20 protein-coding genes and 1 pseudogene are annotated in these 20,211 nt (G+C 71.1%); 16 read left to right on the top strand and 5 right to left on the bottom strand.

The genetic code is table 11. The annotated features are described in order from the left end of the window. Positions 1 to 61: 61 nt before the first annotated feature. Entirely contained in the window at positions 62 to 463 is a 402-nt protein-coding gene (ctaF, locus tag AC08OJ_RS01785) for an aa3-type cytochrome oxidase subunit IV (protein WP_462186434.1), read from the top strand. Between the two features lie 40 nt (positions 464 to 503). Here the strand turns inward: ctaF and trpD are convergent, their stop codons facing one another. Both trpD and AC08OJ_RS01775 read right to left on the bottom strand, forming a co-directional pair. Continuing rightward, positions 504 to 1,670, bottom strand: coding sequence for an anthranilate phosphoribosyltransferase (gene trpD, locus AC08OJ_RS01780; RefSeq protein ID WP_476594732.1), 1,167 nt, complete (start codon positions 1,668 to 1,670; stop codon positions 504 to 506). A gap of 19 nt (positions 1,671 to 1,689) precedes the next feature. After that, positions 1,690 to 2,118: a response regulator transcription factor gene (locus AC08OJ_RS01775; RefSeq protein WP_476594731.1), complete on the bottom strand. Its 429-nt coding sequence runs from the start codon at positions 2,116 to 2,118 to the stop codon at positions 1,690 to 1,692. A gap of 394 nt (positions 2,119 to 2,512) precedes the next feature. Between AC08OJ_RS01775 and AC08OJ_RS01770 the strand changes: the two genes are divergently transcribed. The 8 genes from AC08OJ_RS01770 to qcrB all read left to right on the top strand — a co-directional run bounded on the left by AC08OJ_RS01770 (position 2,513) and on the right by qcrB (position 9,669). Continuing rightward, positions 2,513 to 2,950, top strand: coding sequence for a Fur family transcriptional regulator (locus AC08OJ_RS01770; RefSeq protein ID WP_476593555.1), 438 nt, complete (start codon positions 2,513 to 2,515; stop codon positions 2,948 to 2,950). 27 nt (positions 2,951 to 2,977) lie between these two features. Beyond that, positions 2,978 to 3,418: a rubrerythrin family protein gene (locus tag AC08OJ_RS01765; protein WP_476593556.1), complete on the top strand. Its 441-nt coding sequence runs from the start codon at positions 2,978 to 2,980 to the stop codon at positions 3,416 to 3,418. A gap of 182 nt (positions 3,419 to 3,600) precedes the next feature. Beyond that, entirely contained in the window at positions 3,601 to 4,197 is a 597-nt protein-coding gene (locus AC08OJ_RS01760; protein ID WP_476593557.1) for a DUF3501 family protein, read from the top strand. 237 nt (positions 4,198 to 4,434) lie between these two features. Then, complete coding sequence (locus tag AC08OJ_RS01755) at positions 4,435 to 4,890, top strand: SseB family protein (protein WP_476593558.1); 456 nt, start codon at positions 4,435 to 4,437, stop codon at positions 4,888 to 4,890. 303 nt (positions 4,891 to 5,193) lie between these two features. Further along, complete coding sequence (gene ctaE, locus AC08OJ_RS01750; RefSeq protein WP_462186428.1) at positions 5,194 to 5,832, top strand: aa3-type cytochrome oxidase subunit III; 639 nt, start codon at positions 5,194 to 5,196, stop codon at positions 5,830 to 5,832. A gap of 5 nt (positions 5,833 to 5,837) precedes the next feature. Then, on the top strand, positions 5,838 to 6,770 hold the full coding sequence (qcrC, locus tag AC08OJ_RS01745; protein ID WP_476593559.1) for a cytochrome bc1 complex diheme cytochrome c subunit: 933 nt from the start codon (positions 5,838 to 5,840) through the stop codon (positions 6,768 to 6,770). Next, positions 6,767 to 8,089 (top strand): cytochrome bc1 complex Rieske iron-sulfur subunit, encoded by a 1,323-nt coding sequence (qcrA, locus tag AC08OJ_RS01740; protein ID WP_476594903.1) that lies wholly within the window; start codon positions 6,767 to 6,769, stop codon positions 8,087 to 8,089. The genes qcrC and qcrA overlap by 4 nt, the downstream gene beginning before the upstream one ends. Continuing rightward, a complete protein-coding gene (gene qcrB / locus AC08OJ_RS01735) occupies positions 8,086 to 9,669 on the top strand; it encodes a cytochrome bc1 complex cytochrome b subunit (RefSeq protein WP_476593561.1) in 1,584 nt (527 codons plus the stop codon). Before qcrA ends, qcrB begins: the two co-directional genes overlap by 4 nt. Before the next feature lie 180 nt (positions 9,670 to 9,849). Here qcrB and AC08OJ_RS01730 read toward each other — a convergent pair. Then, positions 9,850 to 11,517: pseudogene (locus AC08OJ_RS01730) on the bottom strand (DEDD exonuclease domain-containing protein); the annotation flags it as partial. Between the two features lie 292 nt (positions 11,518 to 11,809). Between AC08OJ_RS01730 and AC08OJ_RS01725 the strand changes: the two are divergent. Beyond that, positions 11,810 to 12,220, top strand: coding sequence for a VOC family protein (locus AC08OJ_RS01725; RefSeq protein WP_476593562.1), 411 nt, complete (start codon positions 11,810 to 11,812; stop codon positions 12,218 to 12,220). Positions 12,221 to 12,417: 197 nt separating this feature from the next. Next, the gene (locus AC08OJ_RS01720; protein WP_476593563.1) at positions 12,418 to 12,813 is read left to right on the top strand and encodes an HIT family protein; all 396 of its coding nucleotides are present in this window, start codon (positions 12,418 to 12,420) and stop codon (positions 12,811 to 12,813) included. 68 nt (positions 12,814 to 12,881) lie between these two features. On the opposite strand, the gene AC08OJ_RS01715 is transcribed toward AC08OJ_RS01720, so the two are convergent. Beyond that, positions 12,882 to 13,121, bottom strand: a complete 240-nt coding sequence (locus AC08OJ_RS01715; protein WP_476594902.1) for a DUF4352 domain-containing protein — start codon at positions 13,119 to 13,121, stop codon at positions 12,882 to 12,884. A gap of 75 nt (positions 13,122 to 13,196) precedes the next feature. On the opposite strand from AC08OJ_RS01715, the gene AC08OJ_RS01710 reads away from it, so the two are divergent. The 4 genes from AC08OJ_RS01710 (at position 13,197) to AC08OJ_RS01695 (ending at position 17,259) form a co-directional block, all read left to right on the top strand. Beyond that, entirely contained in the window at positions 13,197 to 13,583 is a 387-nt protein-coding gene (locus AC08OJ_RS01710; RefSeq protein WP_476594901.1) for a hypothetical protein, read from the top strand. Between the two features lie 748 nt (positions 13,584 to 14,331). Next, positions 14,332 to 15,642, top strand: coding sequence for an NYN domain-containing protein (locus AC08OJ_RS01705; protein WP_476594900.1), 1,311 nt, complete (start codon positions 14,332 to 14,334; stop codon positions 15,640 to 15,642). Between the two features lie 134 nt (positions 15,643 to 15,776). Beyond that, positions 15,777 to 16,010, top strand: a complete 234-nt coding sequence (locus tag AC08OJ_RS01700; protein ID WP_476592917.1) for a hypothetical protein — start codon at positions 15,777 to 15,779, stop codon at positions 16,008 to 16,010. 79 nt (positions 16,011 to 16,089) lie between these two features. Next, positions 16,090 to 17,259, top strand: a complete 1,170-nt coding sequence (locus AC08OJ_RS01695) for a glycosyltransferase family 4 protein (RefSeq protein WP_476592918.1) — start codon at positions 16,090 to 16,092, stop codon at positions 17,257 to 17,259. On the opposite strand, the gene AC08OJ_RS01690 is transcribed toward AC08OJ_RS01695, so the two are convergent. Continuing rightward, on the bottom strand, positions 17,219 to 19,018 hold the full coding sequence (locus AC08OJ_RS01690) for an AMP-dependent synthetase/ligase (RefSeq protein WP_476592919.1): 1,800 nt from the start codon (positions 19,016 to 19,018) through the stop codon (positions 17,219 to 17,221). The two genes, AC08OJ_RS01695 and AC08OJ_RS01690, sit on opposite strands and share 41 nt — an antisense overlap. Before the next feature lie 302 nt (positions 19,019 to 19,320). Here AC08OJ_RS01690 and AC08OJ_RS01685 point away from each other — a divergent pair, with 302 nt between their 5' ends. Beyond that, positions 19,321 to 20,088 carry a metallophosphoesterase family protein gene (locus tag AC08OJ_RS01685; protein ID WP_476594899.1) on the top strand — a complete coding sequence of 256 codons (768 nt, stop codon included), beginning with the start codon at positions 19,321 to 19,323 and terminating at the stop codon, positions 20,086 to 20,088. The last annotated feature ends 123 nt before the right edge of the window (positions 20,089 to 20,211 follow it).

Raw genomic sequence — 20,211 nt, 5'->3', positions numbered from 1 at the left:
GGCCACGATTGGCCGGGTCGACTACCACGCGACTCCCGAGATCAGTTAAGGCGGCCATGGCATGAAGGTGGAAGGCATCATCTTCAACTTCTTCGGGGTGTTCGCCGGGGCCGCCGCGCTGGTGTACTGGTTCTGGTCGAAGGACCCGACCGGCACGGCCGCGCTGACCCTCACCACGGGGCTCGGCCTGCTCGTCGGCGGCTACCTGGTCTTCACTGGCCGGCGGATCGGCATGCGCCCGCAGGACCTGCCGGATGCGGAGATCGCCGACGGGGCGGGGGAGCTCGGGCACTTCACTCCGGGCAGCTACTACCCGTTCTTCATCGGGGCCAGCTCGGTGACGGCGGCCATGGGCCTCGTCTTCGGCGTCTGGCTGATTGTTCTCGGTGCGCTTCTGGTCGTGGTGTTCGTGACCTGCCTGGTCTTCGAGAACTTCTGGCACCCGCCGGTGCCCGAGGACTGATCCCGCCCGGGTCGGGCGGGTCCCCCTTCCCAAGGTCCGCTCAGGGAGCCGTGGCCGCCGCCGTGTCGACCGCTGCGGCGGCGGCCTGGCTCGCGGTCACCCAGCGCTCCAGGACGGCCCGGGCGGCGCCGGAGTCCACCGCCTCGGCCGCCCGGGGCAGGGCGGCGCCGATCTGCTCGGTGACGGGGGCGTCGGAGGGGCCGGCCGCGGCGACCAGGGCGGTGGCGGCGGCGAGCAGGACCGCGTCGCGGACGGGTCCGGGCTCACCGGCGAGCACCGACCGGGTGACGGCGGCGTTGTAACGAGCGTCCGCGCCGCGCAGCGCGGCGCGGTCCGCGACGTGGATGCCGACGTCGCGGGGGTCGAACCGCTCGCGGCGCGGCTGTCCGGCGCCGGCCGCGACGACCCACACGGCGGACGTCGTCACCGGGGTGAGCTCGTCGAGCCCGTCGTCGCCGCGGAACACCAGCGCCCGGGTGCCCCGGTCGGCCAGCACCCCGGCGACGACGGGAGCGAGCCGCGCGTCGGCGACGCCGATTGCCTGCGCGCCGGGGCGGGCCGGGTTGCTCAGCGGCCCGAGGATGTTGAACGCGGTGGGCACGCCGATCTCGCGCCGGACCCCGCCGACGTGCCGCATCGCCGGGTGGAAGACCTGGGCGAAGCAGAAGGCGATGCCTGCCGTAGCCAGGCACGCCTCGACGCCGGCTGGCGGCAGGTCGACCACGACACCGAGCTCCGCGAGCAGGTCCGCCGAGCCGCAGGATGACGACGCGGCCCGGTTGCCATGCTTGACCACCGGCACACCCGCGCCGGCGACGACCAGCGCGGCCATCGTCGACAGGTTCACGGTGTGGGAACGGTCGCCGCCGGTCCCGCAGGTGTCCACGGCGCGGGTCCGTACCTGCTCGGACAGGATCAGGGGCGTGGCACTGGCCAGCATGGCCCCTACCAGGCCGGCGATCTCCTCCGGCGTCTCCCCTTTGGACCGCAGCGCTACCGCGAACCCGGCCACCTGCGCGGGCGAGGCGGCCCCCGTCATGATCTGGTGCATCGCCCAGGCGGTGCGCGCGGAGTCCAGGGACTCGCCCGCCAGCAACGCCCCGATCAGCTCCGGCCAGCTCGTCTCGACGGTCGGGAGAGCCCCGGCGGGGGGAGCGCCGACGGGGGAGTGGCCGGTGTGGGAGTGGGATGCGCTAACGGTGGTCATATCTCGGAAGCCCTGGATCTCAGTGGGCGAGCTGGGCGCCGGTGAGCGGCTGACGGGCCACGGCGCCGCCGGCACGCGCCCGCAGCAGTGTCACGACCGCCTCGGTGAGCAGACCCGGGTCGATCGGATGGGTGACCACCGCATCCGCCTGGGACCAGGTGGCGAGCCAGCGATCGTCCGGGCGGGCGACCAGCAGGATGGTCGGCGGACAGTTGATGACCTCGTTCTTCAGCTGCCGGCAGAGCCCCATGCCGCCGCTGGGGGTGGCCTCCGCGTCGAAGATGCACAGATCCGCCTCGTAATGATCGACCACGCCGATCGCCTCGGGGGCGTCGGCGGCCTCGACGAACTCAATCGGACCGAGGCCAGCGGCGGGGAGACGGCCGATCGCGTTCCGGACGTGTTCGCGCACATCCGCTCGGTCGGCGTAGACGAGGATGGTGATCATGTCGTCCGCGGGCCTTTCGCGAGAGGTGACCATCGCCGACCGGCGGTGAGCCGGCCAGCGGTGAACTGCGGACCGCCCTCCAGGCACCTCGGGCTCCCAGGTACCCCGGACATCCGGGCACCTCGGAAGTGGACGCTGCCATGTGAGAGTTGTCCCGTGCAGGCTACCTCCCGCGGACCGTCGGACGTGACCCGTGTCGCGTCGCCCGCCGGGTCCTCGCCGGGCCGGGTGGGGCCGGGATCACAGACCCCTGGTTGCCTTCGGATCGTCGCAGGAGTAATACTGAGACTCGTTCTCAGTCGGTGGACCCTGATGCCGGCCGGACCGCGTGACGCCTCGATCGCCGCCGCCGGCGGCCCGGAGCGTTCCACCGCCGTACGACGGGCGTGATCCTATGAACAACCAGACCGATCTTCGTCTCACTTCGCAGCGGATGGCCGTGCTGGCGGTGCTGGCGGCGGCCCGCGACCACCCGACCGCGGCCGAGGTCTACGAACGGGTGCGGACCGTGTCCCCGGGGATCGGCAGCGCGACCGTATACCGCACACTGGCGTTGCTGGTGTCCGCCGGTCGAGCGCTCGAGCTGCGCCTGGGCGGCGGCCCGGCGGCCCGGTACGACGCCAACACGAGTCGTCACGACCACGTGGTCTGTGGCGGATGCCGTCGGGCGGTCGACATTGATCACCCCGTCCCCGACGGGATGATGGCGGAGATCGCGTGCCGCTCGGGATTCGCCATCACCGGGTACGACCTGCAGTTCCGGGGGCTGTGCCCGGATTGTCAGGCGAACGGCTCCGGCCCGGCCCGCGGCGCGGACAGGACCGGTCAATAGTGAACACCCATCCACAAGGAGCACTTCATGCCGAAGCTTGACGGCACCAAGACCCACGAGAACCTCAAGGAGGCGTTTGCCGGCGAGAGCCAGGCGAACCGGCGTTACCTCTACTTCGCCCGCCGGGCCGACATCGAGGGGCTGACCGGCGCATCGTCGCTGTTCCGCGACACCGCGGAGGGCGAGACCGGGCACGCCTTCGGGCATCTGGATTTCCTCGCGGAGGTCGGCGACCCGGCGACGGGCGAGCCCCTTGGCACGACCATGAAGAACCTGGTCAGCGCCGTCGCCGGCGAGACCTACGAGTTCACTGCCATGTACCCCGGCTTCGCCAAGACCGCCCGCGAGGAGGGCTTCGAGGAGATCGCGGACTGGTTCTCGACCCTCGCCCGGGCGGAGAAGACCCACGCCGGTCGGTTCAAGAAGGCCCTCGACGCGCTGTCGGCCGAGGAGACGGCCGACGCCTGATCGTCGGGGTTTCTCGATCGACCGGGCCGGGGTGGCGGGGCGATGCCAGTAGTCCCCGTCGCCACCCCGGCCCGTATCGTCGCTCCCGCGCCGTGGGCCCTCGGCCGTTCCTGGGCCCTCGGCCGTTCCTGGACCGCTCGCCCGTTCACGGATCCCAGCATTTCCGGACAGGAGATCGCACGATGGCGCTGACCATCGCCGACATCACCACCGACCACCAGGCGTACGCGGAGCGCCGGCCGCGGCTGCGCAGTCAGATGATCCTGGTGCGCGCCGAACGCCGGGTACGGGTCGGGGACATCGTCGTCCTCGAGTTCGAAAACGAGCAGACGCTGCGCTACCAGGTGCAGGAGATGGTCTACACCGAGCGGCTGACCGCCTCCGCCGACGTCGCCCACGAGATCGATGCGTACTCCCGCCTGCTGCCCTCCAGCCACGTCCTCACGGCGACGGTGTTCATCGAGCTCTCGGTTCTGGAGACTGTCCGCGAGGAGTTGGGGCGGCTTGCCGGGCTGCAGCACAGTCTCGCCCTGGAGATCGGCGGGACCCGGGTGGCGGGCGAGGAGATCCCCGGCCTTGACGAGGATCCCGATGTGACCACTGAGACCGTCTCCGTGCACATGGTGCGCTTCGCGCTGACCGATTCGCTCCGGGATGCCTTCCTCGACCCCGAAGTGCTGGTCGAGATCGTCGTGGAACACCCGGAGTACAGCGAGGCGACGCCGTTGACCGGAGCCACCCGGCGTGCCCTCATCGCGGATCTCGCGTTGCGGTCCTGACCGGCCCACTCGGCCGGCGCCGGCCTGTCACGGCCTGCCGCAGCCGATCGCAGTCGGTCACGGTCACGGCCGGTCGCGGTCGCGGGTCCCCGGTCGCGGGTGAGGTCGGACACGTCCGCGGGCAGTCGGTTCGCGCGCGGCGGGATGGGTAGGCGGAACACCTAGGGCACGCGTCCGTGTCGGCACGTCCGCCCACCCGTCAACGTCAGCACGTTCATCCACGTCAGGGAGCCACCCGTGACCGATGACCAGCTACGTCCCGACCGCATCCGCCCCGGCGCCGCTGTCCCGGCCGGCGTCCCCTCCGCGCAGGGCACGGCCGCGCGGGCCGCGCTGCACCGCCTCGCCGAAGGTAAGGACGAGCGAGCGGCGCTCGGCGATCTCGCCGTCGCCGAGGTCCTGCTGCCCGACCTCGGTAACGACATCACCGATCTGTCGGAGGAGGACGACAGCGTCCTGCAGCTGCCGGTGGCCGAACGGCAGGACGGCACCCAGTTCGTCCCGACGTTCACCTCTGAGCAACGCCTGGCCGAGGCGCTGCCGGAGGTGGCGCGTTACCGCACGGTCCAGGTGGCAGCACTGGGCCGGATCTGGCCGTCCGATGATCTCCTGCTCGCGGTCGATCCCGGCTCGGAGGGCGGCATCGCCCTGCCGGCGGACGGCCTGCGGGCGCTCGCCGCGATGTCCGGCTGAGGCCCGGCCGGCGTCACGTCACGTCGCGGTCGGGGTGTCCGTGTTGGCTCGACTGTGCCCGCCGAACGGCGCTGGCGGGCCGGTGTGTCGCGGGTGAGGCACGCAACATCGGCCGGGTCAGCCTTGTCGCTCCGCATCGTTCGTAGGCCGACTGACATCGCTGTGACCTGCGTTTTTCCAGTTGCGGCAGGGCTTTGCCGGGCACGCGAGGCAGCCGCCACGATGATCCGGGGCGGTCATCGACGGGTCGTAGTCCTACCGAACGTCGAACCTACGGTGGCGCGTGGGCCGTCCCGTGCCAGAATGACCGACGTGGCCTCAGCCCCCGTCCTCGAGAAGGCTCCTCCACCGCACCCGACGGCCAACCGTCCCTCGATGGTCTCGGTTGGCACGGTCGTGTGGCTGTCATCGGAGCTGATGTTCTTCGCGTCCCTGTTCGCGATGTACTTCACGATCCGTTCGGTCAACAGCGGCAACTGGCCGCCGGCTACCGGCGACCCCGCCGGATCCGAACACGGACCCGTGGAGCTGCACGTCGGGTACGCGTTGTTCTTCACCGTGATCCTGGTTCTGTCCAGCGTCACCTGCCAGCTCGGCGTGTTCGCCGCCGAGCGTGGTGACGTGTACGGGCTACGGCGCTGGTACCTGATCTCGCTGATCATGGGTCTGGTGTTCGTCGGCGGCCAGGTGAACGAGTACTTCAGCGAGAACAAGTTCACGATGGCGTCGCACGCCTACGGATCGGTGTACTACCTGACCACCGGTTTCCACGGGCTCCATGTGATCGGCGGTCTCGTCGCCTTCTTGATGGTGCTGGGCCGATCGATGTACGGGCGCTTCACGCCGGAGAAGGCGACCTCGGCGATCGTCGTGTCGTACTACTGGCACTTCGTCGACGTTGTCTGGATCGCCCTCTTCGCGACCATCTACCTCCTCCAGTGAGCGACATGACTGCATCCTCGGGCACCTCGTCATCCTCGGGCACGCCGTCGGGCACTCCGGCCCCGGGCACCCCCGCGCCGGGCACCCTGGCGTCGGGCACTGCGGCGTCGCGATCCTCGGTGCCGGTCGCCGCCACGAAGCGGTTCTCGGGCGGGCGCCGTTCGCCCGCGCGTCGTCGCCGGAGGCCCTCCGCGCTGGTCATGGTTCTCGGCCTGCTGGCCACGGGGGTGCTGTGGACGGTGCTCGCGCCGGGCGGCAACGCCGCGCAGACCCCGGACGCCAACGAGGCGGTCCGGCAGGGCCGGGCGCTGTACCTGCAGGGCTGCTCGACCTGCCACGGGCTGGGAGCGCAGGGCACGAACACCGGGCCCAGCCTCATCGGCGTCGGCGCCGCCGCGGTGGACTTCCAGGTGTCGACCGGCCGGATGCCGCTGGCCGCCCCCGCCGCGCAGGCCGACCGCAAGCCCCCGATCTACTCGGCGACCCAGATCGACCAGCTCGCCGCGTACATCCAGAGCCTTGGCGGCGGCGAGGAGATACCGAAGGTCACGGACGCGGCGCTCAACGACGCCGATCTGTCGCACGGCGGCGAGTTGTACCGGGCCAACTGCGCGCAGTGCCACCAGGCCGTCGGTCAGGGTGCGCCGCTGACCTACGGCAAGTTCGCCCCCTCGCTGAATGAGTCCACCCCAGTGCAGGTCGTCGAGGCCATGCGGACCGGGCCGGAGTCGATGCCGGTGTTCGGCCCGCGCCAGCTCAACGAGGAGGACGCGATCGCGATCGCGGCCTACATCAGGCACATGAAGGAAACGCCGAGCGCCGGTGGGCACAGCCTCGGTAACTACGGTCCGGTGCCCGAGGGGCTGCTGGCCTGGCTGGTGGGCGTCGGTGCCCTGCTGGGCGTGTGCCTGTGGATCGGAGCGAGGCAGAAGGTATGAGTGACCAGACGGGCCCGGGAACGCCGGGGCCGGCGGATTCCGGTGCGGACCAGCCGTCCGTCCCGAGGGACCGGCGTATGCACTACCCGGGCTACCAGGGCGAACCGGCCGATGAATCTGAGCAGGACTCGATGAGCAGCATCTTCAGAAGGGCGAAGCACCCGGTGGACACCTCCGGCCAGCCCGCCGGGGGATCCGGGGTGTCTGCCGGCGGCCCGGACGTCCCGGCCGGGACGCCGGACGGCCCGGAGGCCCTGGGCACGCCGCCCCAGCAGACCGACTCGACCCGTGAGCCCGGGACCACGGCCGTTCGCCCGCGGGCGGGGGTTATCCAGCCGACCTACGGGGAACGGGCCGCCGGCGGGGTGACCGTCCGTCCGCCGCGCGCGCAGGACGTGGACCGCCGGGCCGAGCGGCGGGCGGAGCGGCTGATCGCCGGCTGGTTCTTGATCTCGGTGATCGGCACCGTCGGGTTCGTCGTCACCAATTTCGTCGGTGACAAGCACAAGGCGTACTACACCCCCTCCCTCGGGGCCGCGCTGGGCCTCGCCGTTGGTGGGCTCGGCATCGGCCTGATCCTGTGGGCCAAGCGGCTGATGCCGCACGAGCAGGCCGTGCAGGAGCGCCACGCGTTCGCCTCCTCGAAGGAGGAGATCGCCGTCACCGAGGAGGAGATCGCGGCCGGGTTCGCCGACACCGGCCTCGCGCGCTACCCGTTGCTGCGCCGCACCCTGCTCGGGGCTGGCACCGTGCTCGGCGGGCTGATCGTGGTGCCGCTGCTGAACCTGACGAACGCCAAGCCGGGCAAGAAGCTCGACCACACGAGCTGGGTGAAGGGTGCCCGCCTCGTCACGGAGGACGGCCGTTACGTCAAGCTCGGCGACGTCGCCATCGGCGGCATCGAGACCGTATTCCCGGCCGTTCCGGTGACCGAGGCCGACGGCACCGTCGCGTACCAGCCGAAGACCGATATCCAGACCAAGGCCGACAGCACGACGATCCTCATCCGGCTGCCACCGGGGGTCGACCGCCCCCGCAAGGGCCGGGAGGACTGGGGCGTCGACGGCCACGTTGCCTACTCCAAGATCTGCACGCACGCCGGCTGCCCGGTCAGCCTGTACGAACAGCAGACCCATCATCTGCTCTGCCCCTGCCACCAGTCCGTCTTCGACGTGCGGGACGGCTGCCGGGCGATCTTCGGGCCGGCCAGCCGGTCCCTGCCACAGCTTGCCATCGCCGCGGACAATGACGGGTTCCTCTACGCCCGTGACGGTGACTACCACGAGCCCGTCGGTGCCGCCTTCTGGGAGCGTTCATGACCACCGCCTCCGCCCCCGAGTTCGTCAAGCGGCCGAGCCCGATTCGGAAGGCCAACCGTGAGCTCGACGAACGGTTCGGCAACCAGGCCTTTCTGCGGCGCAACCTGAACAAGGTCTTCCCCGACCACTGGTCTTTCATGATCGGGGAGATCGCCCTCTACAGCTTCATCGTGCTGCTGCTGACGGGCATCTACCTGACCCTGTTCTTCGACCCGTCGAACACCGAGGTCATCTACAACGGTTCCTACGTCCCGCTCAAGGGCGTGGAGATGAGCCGGGCCTACGCCTCGACGCTGGACATCAGCTTCGACACCCGGGCCGGTCTGGTGTTCCGCCAGATCCACCACTGGGCCGCGCTGGTCTTCGTCGCGTCGATGGTCGTGCACATGTTCCGGGTGTTCTTCACCGGCGCGTTCCGCAAGCCCCGCGAGACCAACTGGCTGATCGGCATCGGTCTGGTCGCCCTGTCGATGCTCGAGGGCTTCGCCGGCTACTCGCTCCCGGACGACCTGCTCTCCGGCACCGGTCTGCGGATCGCGGCCTCGATCGCCCAGTCCATCCCGATTATCGGGACGTGGACGTCGTTCCTCGTCTTCAACGGGGAGTTCCCGGGCGTCAACTTCCTGCCCCGGCTCTATGTGACGCACATCCTGCTGGTGCCGGGCGTCCTGCTCGCGCTCATCGGCGCGCACCTGGGCATCCTGTGGCACCAGAAGCACACGGACTTCCCCGGGCCGGGCAAGACCGAGGACAACGTCATCGGCCACCGGGTCTTCCCGGTGTTCGCGGTGAAGTCCGGCGGGTTCTTCATGCTGGTCTTCGCGATGCTCGCGCTGCTCGGTGGTCTCGCCCAGATCAACCCGATCTGGATGTTCGGCCCGTACGACCCGGCGAAGGTCAGCGCGGCCTCCCAGCCGGACTGGTACATCGGCTTCCTCGACGGCTCGACCCGGCTCATGCCGCCGTGGGAATGGCGCGGCTGGGGACACACCCTCCCCGCGGTGTTCTGGCCGACTGCCGTCCTGCCGGGCATTATGTTCACGCTGGCGGCGCTCTATCCCGCGCTGGAAGCCAGGTTCACTGGGGACACGAAGCCGCACAACCTCCTGCAGCGGCCCCGGGAGGCGCCGACCAGGACCGCGATCGGCGCGATGGCGATCAGCTTCTACCTGGTGCTGATGATCTCCGGCGGTAACGACATCATCGCCAAGACCTTCAGTATCTCGCTGAACGCGATGACCTGGGCCGGCCGCATCGGGCTCATCGTCGTGCCACCGATCGCCTACGCGGTGACGAAGAAGATCTGCATCGCGCTCAACCAGAAGGACGCCGAGATCGAGCATCACGGCATCGAGACCGGGATCATCCGCCAGCTTCCCAGCGGGGAGTTCGTGGAGGACCACCGCCCGAAGCCAACTCCCATCCCCGACCATCCGCTCGTCCCGACGGACCGGTTCGAGCTGCCGGCGGCCAACGGGCACGGCGACGGTCACGGCAAGGGGCTTGCGCGCCGCGCCGGCAAGGCCGTGACCGGGTTCTTCGTCGAGGAGAAGCAGCCACCCGGCGGCGGCCGGCAGTAGCCGTCCGGCCTGACGGAGTACCTGACGGAGCAGCTGGCGTCAGTACGTGGCGTCCTGACGTCATGGCCTGACGTCACGTCAGGCCGACGGGAACCACTCGTCACCGTCATACGCACGTACCGGCCGGCCGGGGGCCGCACCGAATCCGGCCGCGGCGCGGATGGCGCCCGCGGCCGGCTAGCTCCACTCGCCCTCCAACCGCACGAGCCGTACCCCCGGCCCACTGAGCCAACGGGCGATGCGCTCGGTCTCCTCGGCGGAGGCGCACGGGGCCGGGCCGGGCCGTGGCCGCACCGTCTCGGCGCTGGCGACCACGGCGTCGACCCAGGGCCGCGGATCGACACCGGGCGGCACGCTCGCCGCTGACACCAGCCGGCCGTGACGCACCACGGCCAGCTCCCAGCCGGCCTCGGCGGTCGGGGCCGCGGCGACGAGCTCGGCGACTCCGGTGAGAGCCGACAGCCGCTGGGCACGTGCGGCCGCGCGGACGAACGCGATCATTCGGTCCCGCTGGACGGCGGCCTCCTCGTAGCGCTGCTCGGCGGCCAGCCGGTCGATGCGCCGCGTCGAGGCGGCGATGACTCGGCCCGGATCGCCGGTGATGGCGGCTCGGGCGGCGGCGACGTGCCGGCCGTAGCTCGCCACGTCCTCCCGGCCGTCGCACGGCGCTCCGCATCTGCCGAGGTCGGCGAGGGTACAGGCGGGCCGGCGCACGCGCGGGGACAGGCGCCCGGAGCACTGGCGCAGCGGCACCGCGGCCAGCAGCGCCTCGGCGGCGGCGTCGGCGGCGCGGACACTGCCGAACGGCCCGAGATAGGTCGCGTCGTCACGGGCGGCGCGTACCCGTGACAGCCGCGGGAACGGCTCGTCGGTGAGCTTGAGGTACACGGAGCGCTCCGGGAAGCGGGATCGGCGGTTGTACGGCGGCTTGTACTCGGCGATTAGCCGCAGTTCCCGGACCTCGGCCTCCAGGGCGTGCGCGCAGCCGATCGCGTCGACCCGCTCAGCCAGCGCCACCATCTCCGCCATCCGGGTCCGGGGCTCGCTGGCGGTGAAGTAGGTACGGACCCGGGAACGCACCGAACGCGAGGTGCCGACATACAGGGCCCGTTCGTCGGCGTCCCGGAAGATGTAGACACCCGGGCCCGTCGGCAGGCCGTCGGCCAGGTGCCGTTTGCGTCGCTGGGCCGGCGACACCCGGGAGCTGTAGTCGTGCAGGTCCTCCAGGGTGGTCACGCCCGCGTTGCCGAGCCGTTCGAACAGCCCGTGCAGCACGTCGACGGTGGCCCGGGCGTCCGCCAGCGCCCGGTGGCGGGGTTCGACCGGGCTGCGGAACAGCGAGGCCAGCGACGTGAGCCGGCAGTCGGGACTCTCGTCTCTCGTGACCACCCGCCGGGCGATACGCAACGTGTCCAGATACTCCCAGGCGGGCACCGGATAGCCGCAGAGCTCGACGGCGGCGCGCAGGAAGCCGAGGTCGAACGGGGCATTGTGGGCGACAAGAACGGCACCGCGGGCGAACTCCAGGAAGGTGGGCACCACCTGCGCGACCGGCGGCGCCGTCGCCACCATCACGTCGGTGATGCCGGTGAGCACCGAGACCATCGGAGGGATGCCGACGCCCGGCCGGACCAGGGTGGCCATCTCGGCGAGGATTCGGCCGCCGCGGACCCGGACCGCGCCGATCTCGGTGATCTCGTCGGTTCCCGGGGAGGTGCCCGTCGTCTCCAGGTCGAACACGACGAAGGTCACGTCCGCCAGCGGGCGACCGAGATCGTCCAGCCTGCCCTGCCCTGCCCTGCCCTGCCGGGGCGGCCGGGGACGGTCCGGGGCGGGATCTGGGCGCACGGCGTCACGGTAGGCCCCACCCCCGACAGTTTCACGCCCGGGATTGTCCGCCGGGCCCGGAGGCGAAAGCAGGTCCGCCTCGCCGCACGTCGTCACGGAGGTTCCGGGTCACGGGCCGGTGGAAAATGGTTAACGATACCTGATCCGTAGGGTGCTGGGTGTGCCACGGGACGGTATTGGCCATAGAATTCGCCGCGGTTGTCCCGTTTATGGTCCCGTCGGGGCAGTCCGGTGCTTCTGTCGGGGCGTGTGCTCAAACGTGCGGCCAACTCGGCAGGCCTGCGTGCGTCGAATGCGGAATCATGTCCAGGTGGCATGGTTCGAGACGAACGGCATTCGAGTGGCGCGGGTCGCGGTCGACTGTTCGAACGTTGACGTGATGGTGCGCTTCTGGTCCGCCGCATTGGGATACGAGGTGAGCCGGCGTGACGACGGGGTGATCCTGCGTCACCCGGCCGGCGCGGGACCCAAGATCCTCCTCAGGCCCGGGGCGAAGCGCGATGCCGGCCGTAACCGGCTTCATCTGGATCTCTACGCCGTCGACGCGGAGCGTGTGATCGGCTGGTTGTCGACCCTCGGTGCCCGCCGGGTGTCCCGGTACGACGACGACGGGGAGAGCGGATACGTTCTCAAGGATCCGGAGGGTAACGAGTTCCGGGTGATGACGGTCGGGCCGGCGGGATTCGCGCGCCCCTTTGTCTGACATCCCGGCGGGCCGGGCTCCCACGGGGTTGGGTTCCCGGCGGGTCGGCGAGGGTGGAGCACGGTTTCGGAGAAGCGTGCTCCACACCACCGTCGCGTTCAGCGGAAAACGTGACGGCTCGACGGCCGGGTGAACGGCCATCGGCCATCGGGTGCTGTCGTCACGCGCCGGACGACCCGGTCGATAGGGTTGCAGCCATGTCGAGCGTCTTCACCCGGATCATCAACGGCGAGCTTCCCGGTCGCATCGTCTACTCCGACGAGCACGTGGTGGCGTTCCTGACGATCGCGCCGATCCGGCCGGGACACACCCTGGTCGTTCCCCGCATCGAGATTGACCATTGGATCGATCTACCCGATGATCTCCAGGTCGCGTTGTGGAGCGCCGCGGCGACGGTGGGCCGCGCCATCGACGCGGCCTTCCGACCTCGGCGGGTGGCCGCGCTCGTCGCCGGGCTCGAGGTCCCGCACGTCCACGTGCATCTCCTGCCGATCGAGGACGAGACGCAGATCGACTTCAGGCTCGCCGACCACAACCCCGACTCGGCCGAGCTCGATGCCGTGGCCGAGCGGATCCGCGCCGCCCTCGGCTGAGCCGGGTACCGGCCGGCGCGGATCTGGCTGTTCTGGCTGTTCTGGCGGATCGTAGGGTTACGCGGCGGTCAGAGCTGGAACTTCGGTGGATCGACGGCGAACAGCGGTTCCCAGTTCAGGATGGCGTGCCCGGGTGGCGCATCGATGACGATGTTGCCCCGGACCCGCTGCCCGGCCTTGAGAGTCGACACTGACAGCCGCGGCGCGACGTTCTCGTAGCTGCCGTCGTACCGGGTGCCGTCGGAGGTCTGGATGTAGAAATCGGACGGTGAGGCGGACGTCGACCCGCGGCTCACCTCGACCGTCACGTTAATGACGTAGTAGGCCCCTGGGCGGGCGCGTCGCCGTACTGGGTCACCTTGCCGGTGGTGGAGCAGACGCTGTTGAGGGTGACCCTGGCTTCGAAGTCGCTGACCGAGGAGGTGGCCCGGCCGACGGCGGTGCCGGAGCCGCCGATCGTCGCGGTGCCGGCTGCCGGCGCGTGCTGTGGCGTCACCGGAACGCAGCTCGGCACTCCGTTTGGCGGGGTCGCGGTCGCGGTGGTATTCGGGAGGTCGGGCACGGTCACCGTCGGGGCCGGTGGGGAGGCGATCTCGGTGTCGTCAACCGCCGCCCACCGCGAGGGCGATCACGACACCGAGCACGATGGCGGCAACCACGGCGAGGGGCACGATGATGAACAGCGGACTGGTCCGCTGCCGGGGCGGAGGCGGCGGGCTGCCCTGCTGCTACCCGCCGGGCGGCGGGTAGCAGCAGGGGGGTTCTGGTAGGCGTCGGGACCGCCCTGGTAGCCGACCGTCCCCGGGTATGGGGCACTCCCACCCTGGTAGGGCCCGGCAGCCGCGGCCGGGGGATGGTCCGGCTGCTGCCAGCCGCCCGGCTGTCCCCAGCCCTGCCCGACGCCGGGCTGTCCCCACCCTGGCGCAGCGCCGGGGTGCTGTGGGCCGCTGGGCTGCCCGCCCCACTGCTGCCCGCCCGGTTGCGGGACGGTGCCCGGCCAGGCGAGGCGTGTCTCCTCCGAGTCGGGCTGGTTCGGCTGGCCGGGCTGGGGCGCTCCCCACGGTGGGACCGGAGCCGGCGGGGGAGTAGAGGGCGAACCGGAGGCGGGGGTGCTGCCAGCGTCCGCGGGCTGGTGCCAGGGGTCATTCGGCTGCCTCCACGCCTCCTGGCTCCCGTCACCGCTGGGGGGCTGGTGAGGCGGGTTCTGGTCGGTCACGATGATCCTCTCAGGCGCAGCCAGGGGCGCGCCTCGCGAGGCTACATAAGCCGACTTTCACCTGAGGCAATGCCCGCCCCGCCGTAGGCCGCCGACGTACCGATCCGGCCGGTAGCGGCCGTGAGTGCCCTGAGCTCTCCCGATAAGCTGTGCTGTACTGTCATCGTTCTCCCCGTCGGCTCCGGAGTCCCGCGTGCCTTGCTGTCTGGCCGGTTGGACGAGCCGTTGGAGATACGGCCCACCCGGTTTGTCCGTCGTGCGCGTGTTGATGAACATTTCGTCGCCACCCTCGGATTCGCCGCATGAGTGAGCCGCTTCCGGCGCCGGTGCGGGCGCATGTTGTCGAGTTCGCCGAGCAGACGCTGGCGGATCTTCCCGAGCCGGAGGTCCCGCCGTCGCTGGTCGCGGTGCGCCGCTTCAAGCCCTCCCGCCGCGTCCGCCAGGGAGCTGTCCCGCTGGCCGCGGCGGTGGACGGTGACGTGTTCCGCGGCCAGGTCGCCGAGTGGATCCGCTGTCATCATCCCGAGCTTGTCGAAGCCGTCAGCTCGCCGGACGGACCGCCGCCCGCGGCGCCTCCCGAGAAGATCGCCGCGGTCGCGTACCTGCTGCGGGTCTCCGGCTGGCAGGAGCTGGTCCAGGTCGCTGCGGCGTCCACGTCGGAGGCGGCGGTCCGCAGCCAGGTCGACGAGGCCGAGCGGACGATACTGCGGCTCACCGAACAGCTCGAGACGAGCAAGCGCATCGCCGCGGCCGAGCAGGAGGAACTGCGCGAGCAGTTGCGGGCGGCCCGGGCGGAGGCGGACGAGGCTCGCCGGCGGCTGCGCTCGTCCACCGCCGGGATCCGGCGGGCCGAGGACGCCACGCGAGAGGCCCTGACCGCGGCCGAGGCGGCCCGGGACGCAGCCTTGGCCGTCAGCCGGGATGCCGAGGCGGAGACCCGGCGGCTGCGCGGCCGGGTGGCGGAGCTGGAGAGCGCGCTCGCCTCCACCCGCCGGGACAGCCGCGAGTCCCGCAGCGTCGATGACGCCCGGTTGCGCGTTCTCCTTGACACCCTGATCGCCTCGGCGCACGGCCTGCGACGCGAACTCGACCTCCCGACGATGGTCGCGAGGCCCGCGGATCTCATCGCTCGCGGCGGAGCCGGCCCGAGTAACGGCCCGCAGGCGTTCGCCGGGGCCCGCGGGCGGCCGGACGACGACCCCTCCCTGATCGACGAGGTGCTGGCCGTCCCCGGGGTCCATCTGATCATCGACGGGTACAACGTGACCAAGCGGGGCTACGGCCGCCTCACCCTGCAGGCCCAGCGTGAGCGGCTGCTGTCCGGACTTGGTGCGCTCGCGGGCCGCAATCCCGACAGCGAGGTCACGGTCGTCTTCGATGCCACCGCCGTCGTGGCCCGGCCGGTGGGTGTCGCCATGCCTCGGGGGGTGCGCGTGCTGTTCAGCCGGCCCGGGCAGCTCGCCGACGAGGAGATCGTCCGGCTGGTGCGGATTGAACCGGAAGGCCGCCTGGTCTTCGTCATCACCTCCGACCGGGAGGTCGCGGAGAACTGCGCCGCCGCCGGAGCCCGGGCGGTACCCTCGGCCGCTCTGCTGGCCCGCCTCGACCGGTAGGGGATCCGTCGGGCGGGACTTGTCCGCCGAGAATTGTCGGACCCTGGACCTACCGTCGGTGAAGTCGGGAGATCGGTACTCGGATTGTCTGTCGTCGCCGACCTCCACCGGTTCGGATCCGGAAGGTGCGCACGATGCTGATCGACTGTGACTCCTGCACCGCCCGTGGTGTCAGGTGCGCCGGCTGCATGATGACCGTCCTGCTCCCGGCGCCGGGCCCGCCCGTCGGCTGGGACGCCGAGGAGCCCGAGGCATTGCGGTTGCTCGCCGACGCCGGTCTGCTGCCCCCGCTCGCCGACGTGCGGACGGCACTGCTGGACCAGGCGCCGCGGCTGGACCAGGCGCCGCGGCGTCGCCGCGCCGGCTAGCCTGCCCGGCCGGGGGGCCGGCGCGGGCGCCGGTGGGGCCGTGGGAAAACGCGGTGGGACCGTGAGAGAATATGGGCGGATGCGCGTGCTGGCCGTCACGAACGATTTCCCGCCTCGTCCCGGCGGGATCCAGGCCTACGTGCACAACTTCGCCTCGCGGCTGCCCGGGGGCGAGATCGTCGTCTACGCCCCGGCCTGGAAGAACGCCGCGGCCTTCGACGCCGAACAGAACTTCCCGGTCGTGCGGCACACCACGTCGCTGATGCTGCCGACACCGGACGTCCTGCGCCGAGCCAGAGAGATCGCCCGGGCGGAGGGATGCGACACGGTGTGGTTCGGCGCCGCGGCACCGCTCGGGCTGCTCGGAGCCCGGCTGCGCCGCGACACGGCCGTGCGCAGGATGGTCGCGAGCACCCATGGTCACGAGGTCGGCTGGGCGGCGCTGCCGGGGGCGCGTCAGGTGTTGCGCAGCATCGGCACCGCGGCCGACGTCATCACCTATCTGACCAACTACACCCGGGCCCGGGTCCGGCCCGCCTTCGGCGGCCATCCCACCTTTGCCCGGCTGCCCAGCGGAGTCGACCCCTCGCTGTTCCGTCCCGGTCACGGGCGCGAGGAGATGCGCCGACGCCATGGGCTGACGGGCCGCCGGGTGGTGGTGTGCGTGAGCCGGCTGGTCGCCCGCAAGGGCCAGGACATGCTGATCCGGGCGCTGCCCATGGTACGGCGCCGCGTGCCGGACGCCGCGCTGCTGATCGTCGGCGGCGGTCCCCGGCGGGGTGATCTCGAACGGCTCGCCCGGGAGAACGACGTCGCCGAGCATGTGATCATGACCGGTTCGGCGCCGTGGGAGGAACTGCCGGCGCACTACGCGGCGGGCGACGTGTTCGCGATGCCCTGCCGCTCCCGCCTCGCCGGCCTGGAAGTCGAGGGGCTCGGCATCGTCTTCCTCGAGGCGTCGGCGACCGGCCTGCCGGTGGTGGCCGGCCGCAGTGGGGGTTCCCCCGACGCCGTCCTGCACCAGCGCACCGGCATCGTGATCGACGGTACCGATCTGGCGCAGGTCGCGACGACCGTCGGTGATCTGCTTGCCGACCCCGACCGGGCGGCGTCGATGGGTGCCGCGGGGCGGGCGTGGGTCGAGCTGCGCTGGCGGTGGGACGTCCTCGTGCAGGACCTGCGCACGCTGCTTGCCGGCCCGGACGGGGTTAGCGCGGGGTGGCGTAGATGTCCTCCACCGCCTGGCTGAACCGGTCGAGCACCAGCGAGCGGCGCACCTTCAGGCTCGGGGTGAGCTCGCCGGTCTCCACCGTGAAGTCCTGCGGCAAGATCGCGAACTTCTTGATGCTCTCGGCGTGCGATACCGTCGCGTTCGCGGCGTCGATCGCATGCTGGATCTCGGTGCGCAGGCCGGCGTCGTCGACCAGGTCGGCAACCGTCGCGCCGGCCGGCTTGCCCGCCGAGGACCGCCACCGGTCGAACGCCTCGGGATCGAGCGTGACGAGGGCGGCGATGAAGGGCCGCCGGTCCCCGATCAGCATCGCCTGGCTGACCAGGGGATGGGACTGGACGATGTGCTCCAGCGGCGCCGGCGCGATGTTCTTCCCACCGGCGGTGACCAGCAGCTCCTTCTTGCGGCCGGTGATCCGCAGGAAGCCGTCGGCGTCGAGGTCGCCGAGGTCGCCGGTGTGCAGGAAGCCCTCGGCGTCGAGCGCCTCCTTCGTCGCGAGCTCGTTGTTGCGGTAGCCGCGGAACAGCAGGGGACCGCGGATGAGGACCTCCCCGTCATCGGCGATGGCGATCGTCACGCCGGGAAAGGGCTGGCCGACGGTGCCCATCCGGACGTTGCCCGGCCGGTTCGCCGCGGCCGGCGCGCTGGTCTCGGTCAGACCGTAGCCCTCGAGCACCGTGAACCCGATCCCGCGGAAGAAGTGGCCGAGGCGTTCACCCAGCGGTGCCCCGCCGCTGACCGCGTAGCGGGCCCGCCCGCCGAGCGCCGCCTGGAGCTTGCTGTAGACCAGCGCGGCGAACAACCGGTGCCGCAGCCGCAGGAGCAGGCCGGGGCCGCCGCCGTCGAGAGCCCGGCTGTAGGCGACCGCGGTGTTCTCGGCGGCATCGGAGATCCAGCCCCTGCCCTCGGCGTGCGCCTTGTGGCGCGCCCCGGCGTGCACCTTCTCGAACACCCGGGGCACGGAGAGCAGGAAGGTCGGACGCACCTTGGCGAGATCGGGCAGCAGGGTCCGCGAGTCCGGGGTGTAGGCGAGGGTGAACGCCCCCTGGACCACGCCCACCTGGAGCATGCGGGCGAACACGTGCGCCAGCGGGAGGAACAGCAGTGTGGACGCACCGGGCGCGAACAGCTCGGGCAGCGTGGCGATGGCCGCCTCGGCGGTGAACAGCAGGGCGCGATGGGTGATCTCGCAGCCCTTCGGTTGGCCGGTGGTCCCCGAGGTGTAGATGATCGTCGCGAGGCTGTCGGCGTTGACGGACGCCCGGGCCGCCGTCAGCTGCTCCGGCGCGATGCCGGCGCCGTCCACGGCGAGACCGGCCAGCGCCCCGTGCTCGACGACGAGGACCTCCCGCAGCGCGGGGACGCCGTCGCGTACCTGCGCGACCTGCTCGGCGAGCTCGTCGTTTTCGACCACGAGAACCTCGACGCCGGCGTCCCGCAGGATCCACTCGATCTGGCCCAGGCTGGAGGTCTCGTAGATCGGCACGCAGACGGCGCCGGCCAGCCACGTCGCATAGTCGACAATCGTCCACTCGAACCGGGTCCGGCTCGCCAGACCGACGCGGTCCCCGGGCCGCACCCCGCGGGCGATGAAGCCCCGGGCGGTGGCCACGACGTGGTCGCGGAACTCGCGGACGGTCATGCCGACGAACTTGCCGTCGATCTTGTGCTGGATAAGCGTACTGTCCGGATGTGCCGCCGCGTTGCGGAACACGGCGTCCGTCAGGGTCGCATCCTCGGCGATGGTGATCAGGGGCGGGGAGGTGTACTCGCGCACTGCTACTCCTACCAGTCCTACCAGATGGCTTGTGCACGCCGGGGGGACGACGCCACGGAACAACGGAAGCACGGAAGACCAGGCCAGGGCATCAGACGTTAGCCTCCGGGCGGGCGGTTTGCGACCTTGCGGGGTGTAATACGGTTCCCTTCGACGGCGTCCGACCGATGATCGTTGCCGGTGAGCGCGACCGCCGGGGACATGTCCCGGGTATGCCCCGGATCCGCGCGGCATCCCTCATCGGCCGGATGGGCCGTTCGAGTAGGGGCGACGGGCCCTTGTCGGCGCCTAAGCTTCCAGCCATGCGGGTCCACGTGGTCAGCGACGTGCACGGGCGGGCGGATGCGCTGGCGGCGGCGGGCGAGGAGGCCGACGCATTCGTGTGTCTGGGTGATCTCATTCTCTTCATCGACTACCACGACCACGGCCGGGGCATCATGGGCGACCTGTTCGGCGCCGAGGCCGTGGGTCGCATGATCGAGCTGCGTAACGCCCAGCGGTTCGACGAGGCCCGGGCATGGTCCCGGACGCTGTGGGCGAGCCTGGGCGGGGACCGCACGCAGATCGTGGAGGCGGCCATCCGCCGTCAGTACGAGGTGCTGTTCGCGGCGTTCCCGACCCCGACCTACCTGACCTTCGGCAACGTCGATCTGCCGCACCTGTATCCTGAGTACCTGCGCGACGGCGTCACCCTGCTGGACGGGCAGACCACCACGATCAGCGGGTTGCGGTTCGGCTTCGTCGGCGGGGGGCTGCAGACCCCGATCCGCACCCCCTACGAGATTGACGACGACGCCTTCGCCGCCAAGGTCGCCGCGGTGGGCGAGGTCGACGTCCTGTGCTGCCACATCCCCCCGCACATCCCCGAGCTGGTCTACGACATCGAGGCACGCCGCTTCGAGCGCGGCAGTGTGGCGATCCTCGAGGCCATTCACGCGACCCGGCCGCGCTACGTGCTCTTCGGGCATGTGCACCAGCCGTTGACGGCCAGCCTGGAGATCGACGGCACACGCTGCGTGAACGTCGGACATTTCCAGGCTCGGGGGACGCCCTTCGTTCTCGAGTGGTAGCCGGCCGCTCGGCCGGGCGCGCTCGGTGTTCCGGTAGCCTCAGGCGATCGGTCGGGGATTGTTCCCGGGCCCCGGAGAGATCCGGGTTGCCGGTGGGCCGGCGACGCCGTGCTCTTCAGCCGC

The sequence above is a fragment of the Frankia sp. CgKIO3 genome (genome assembly GCF_977946435.1).
Note: the sequence above shows the minus strand (reverse complement) of the source record. Positions and strands in the feature narration are given on the sequence as shown.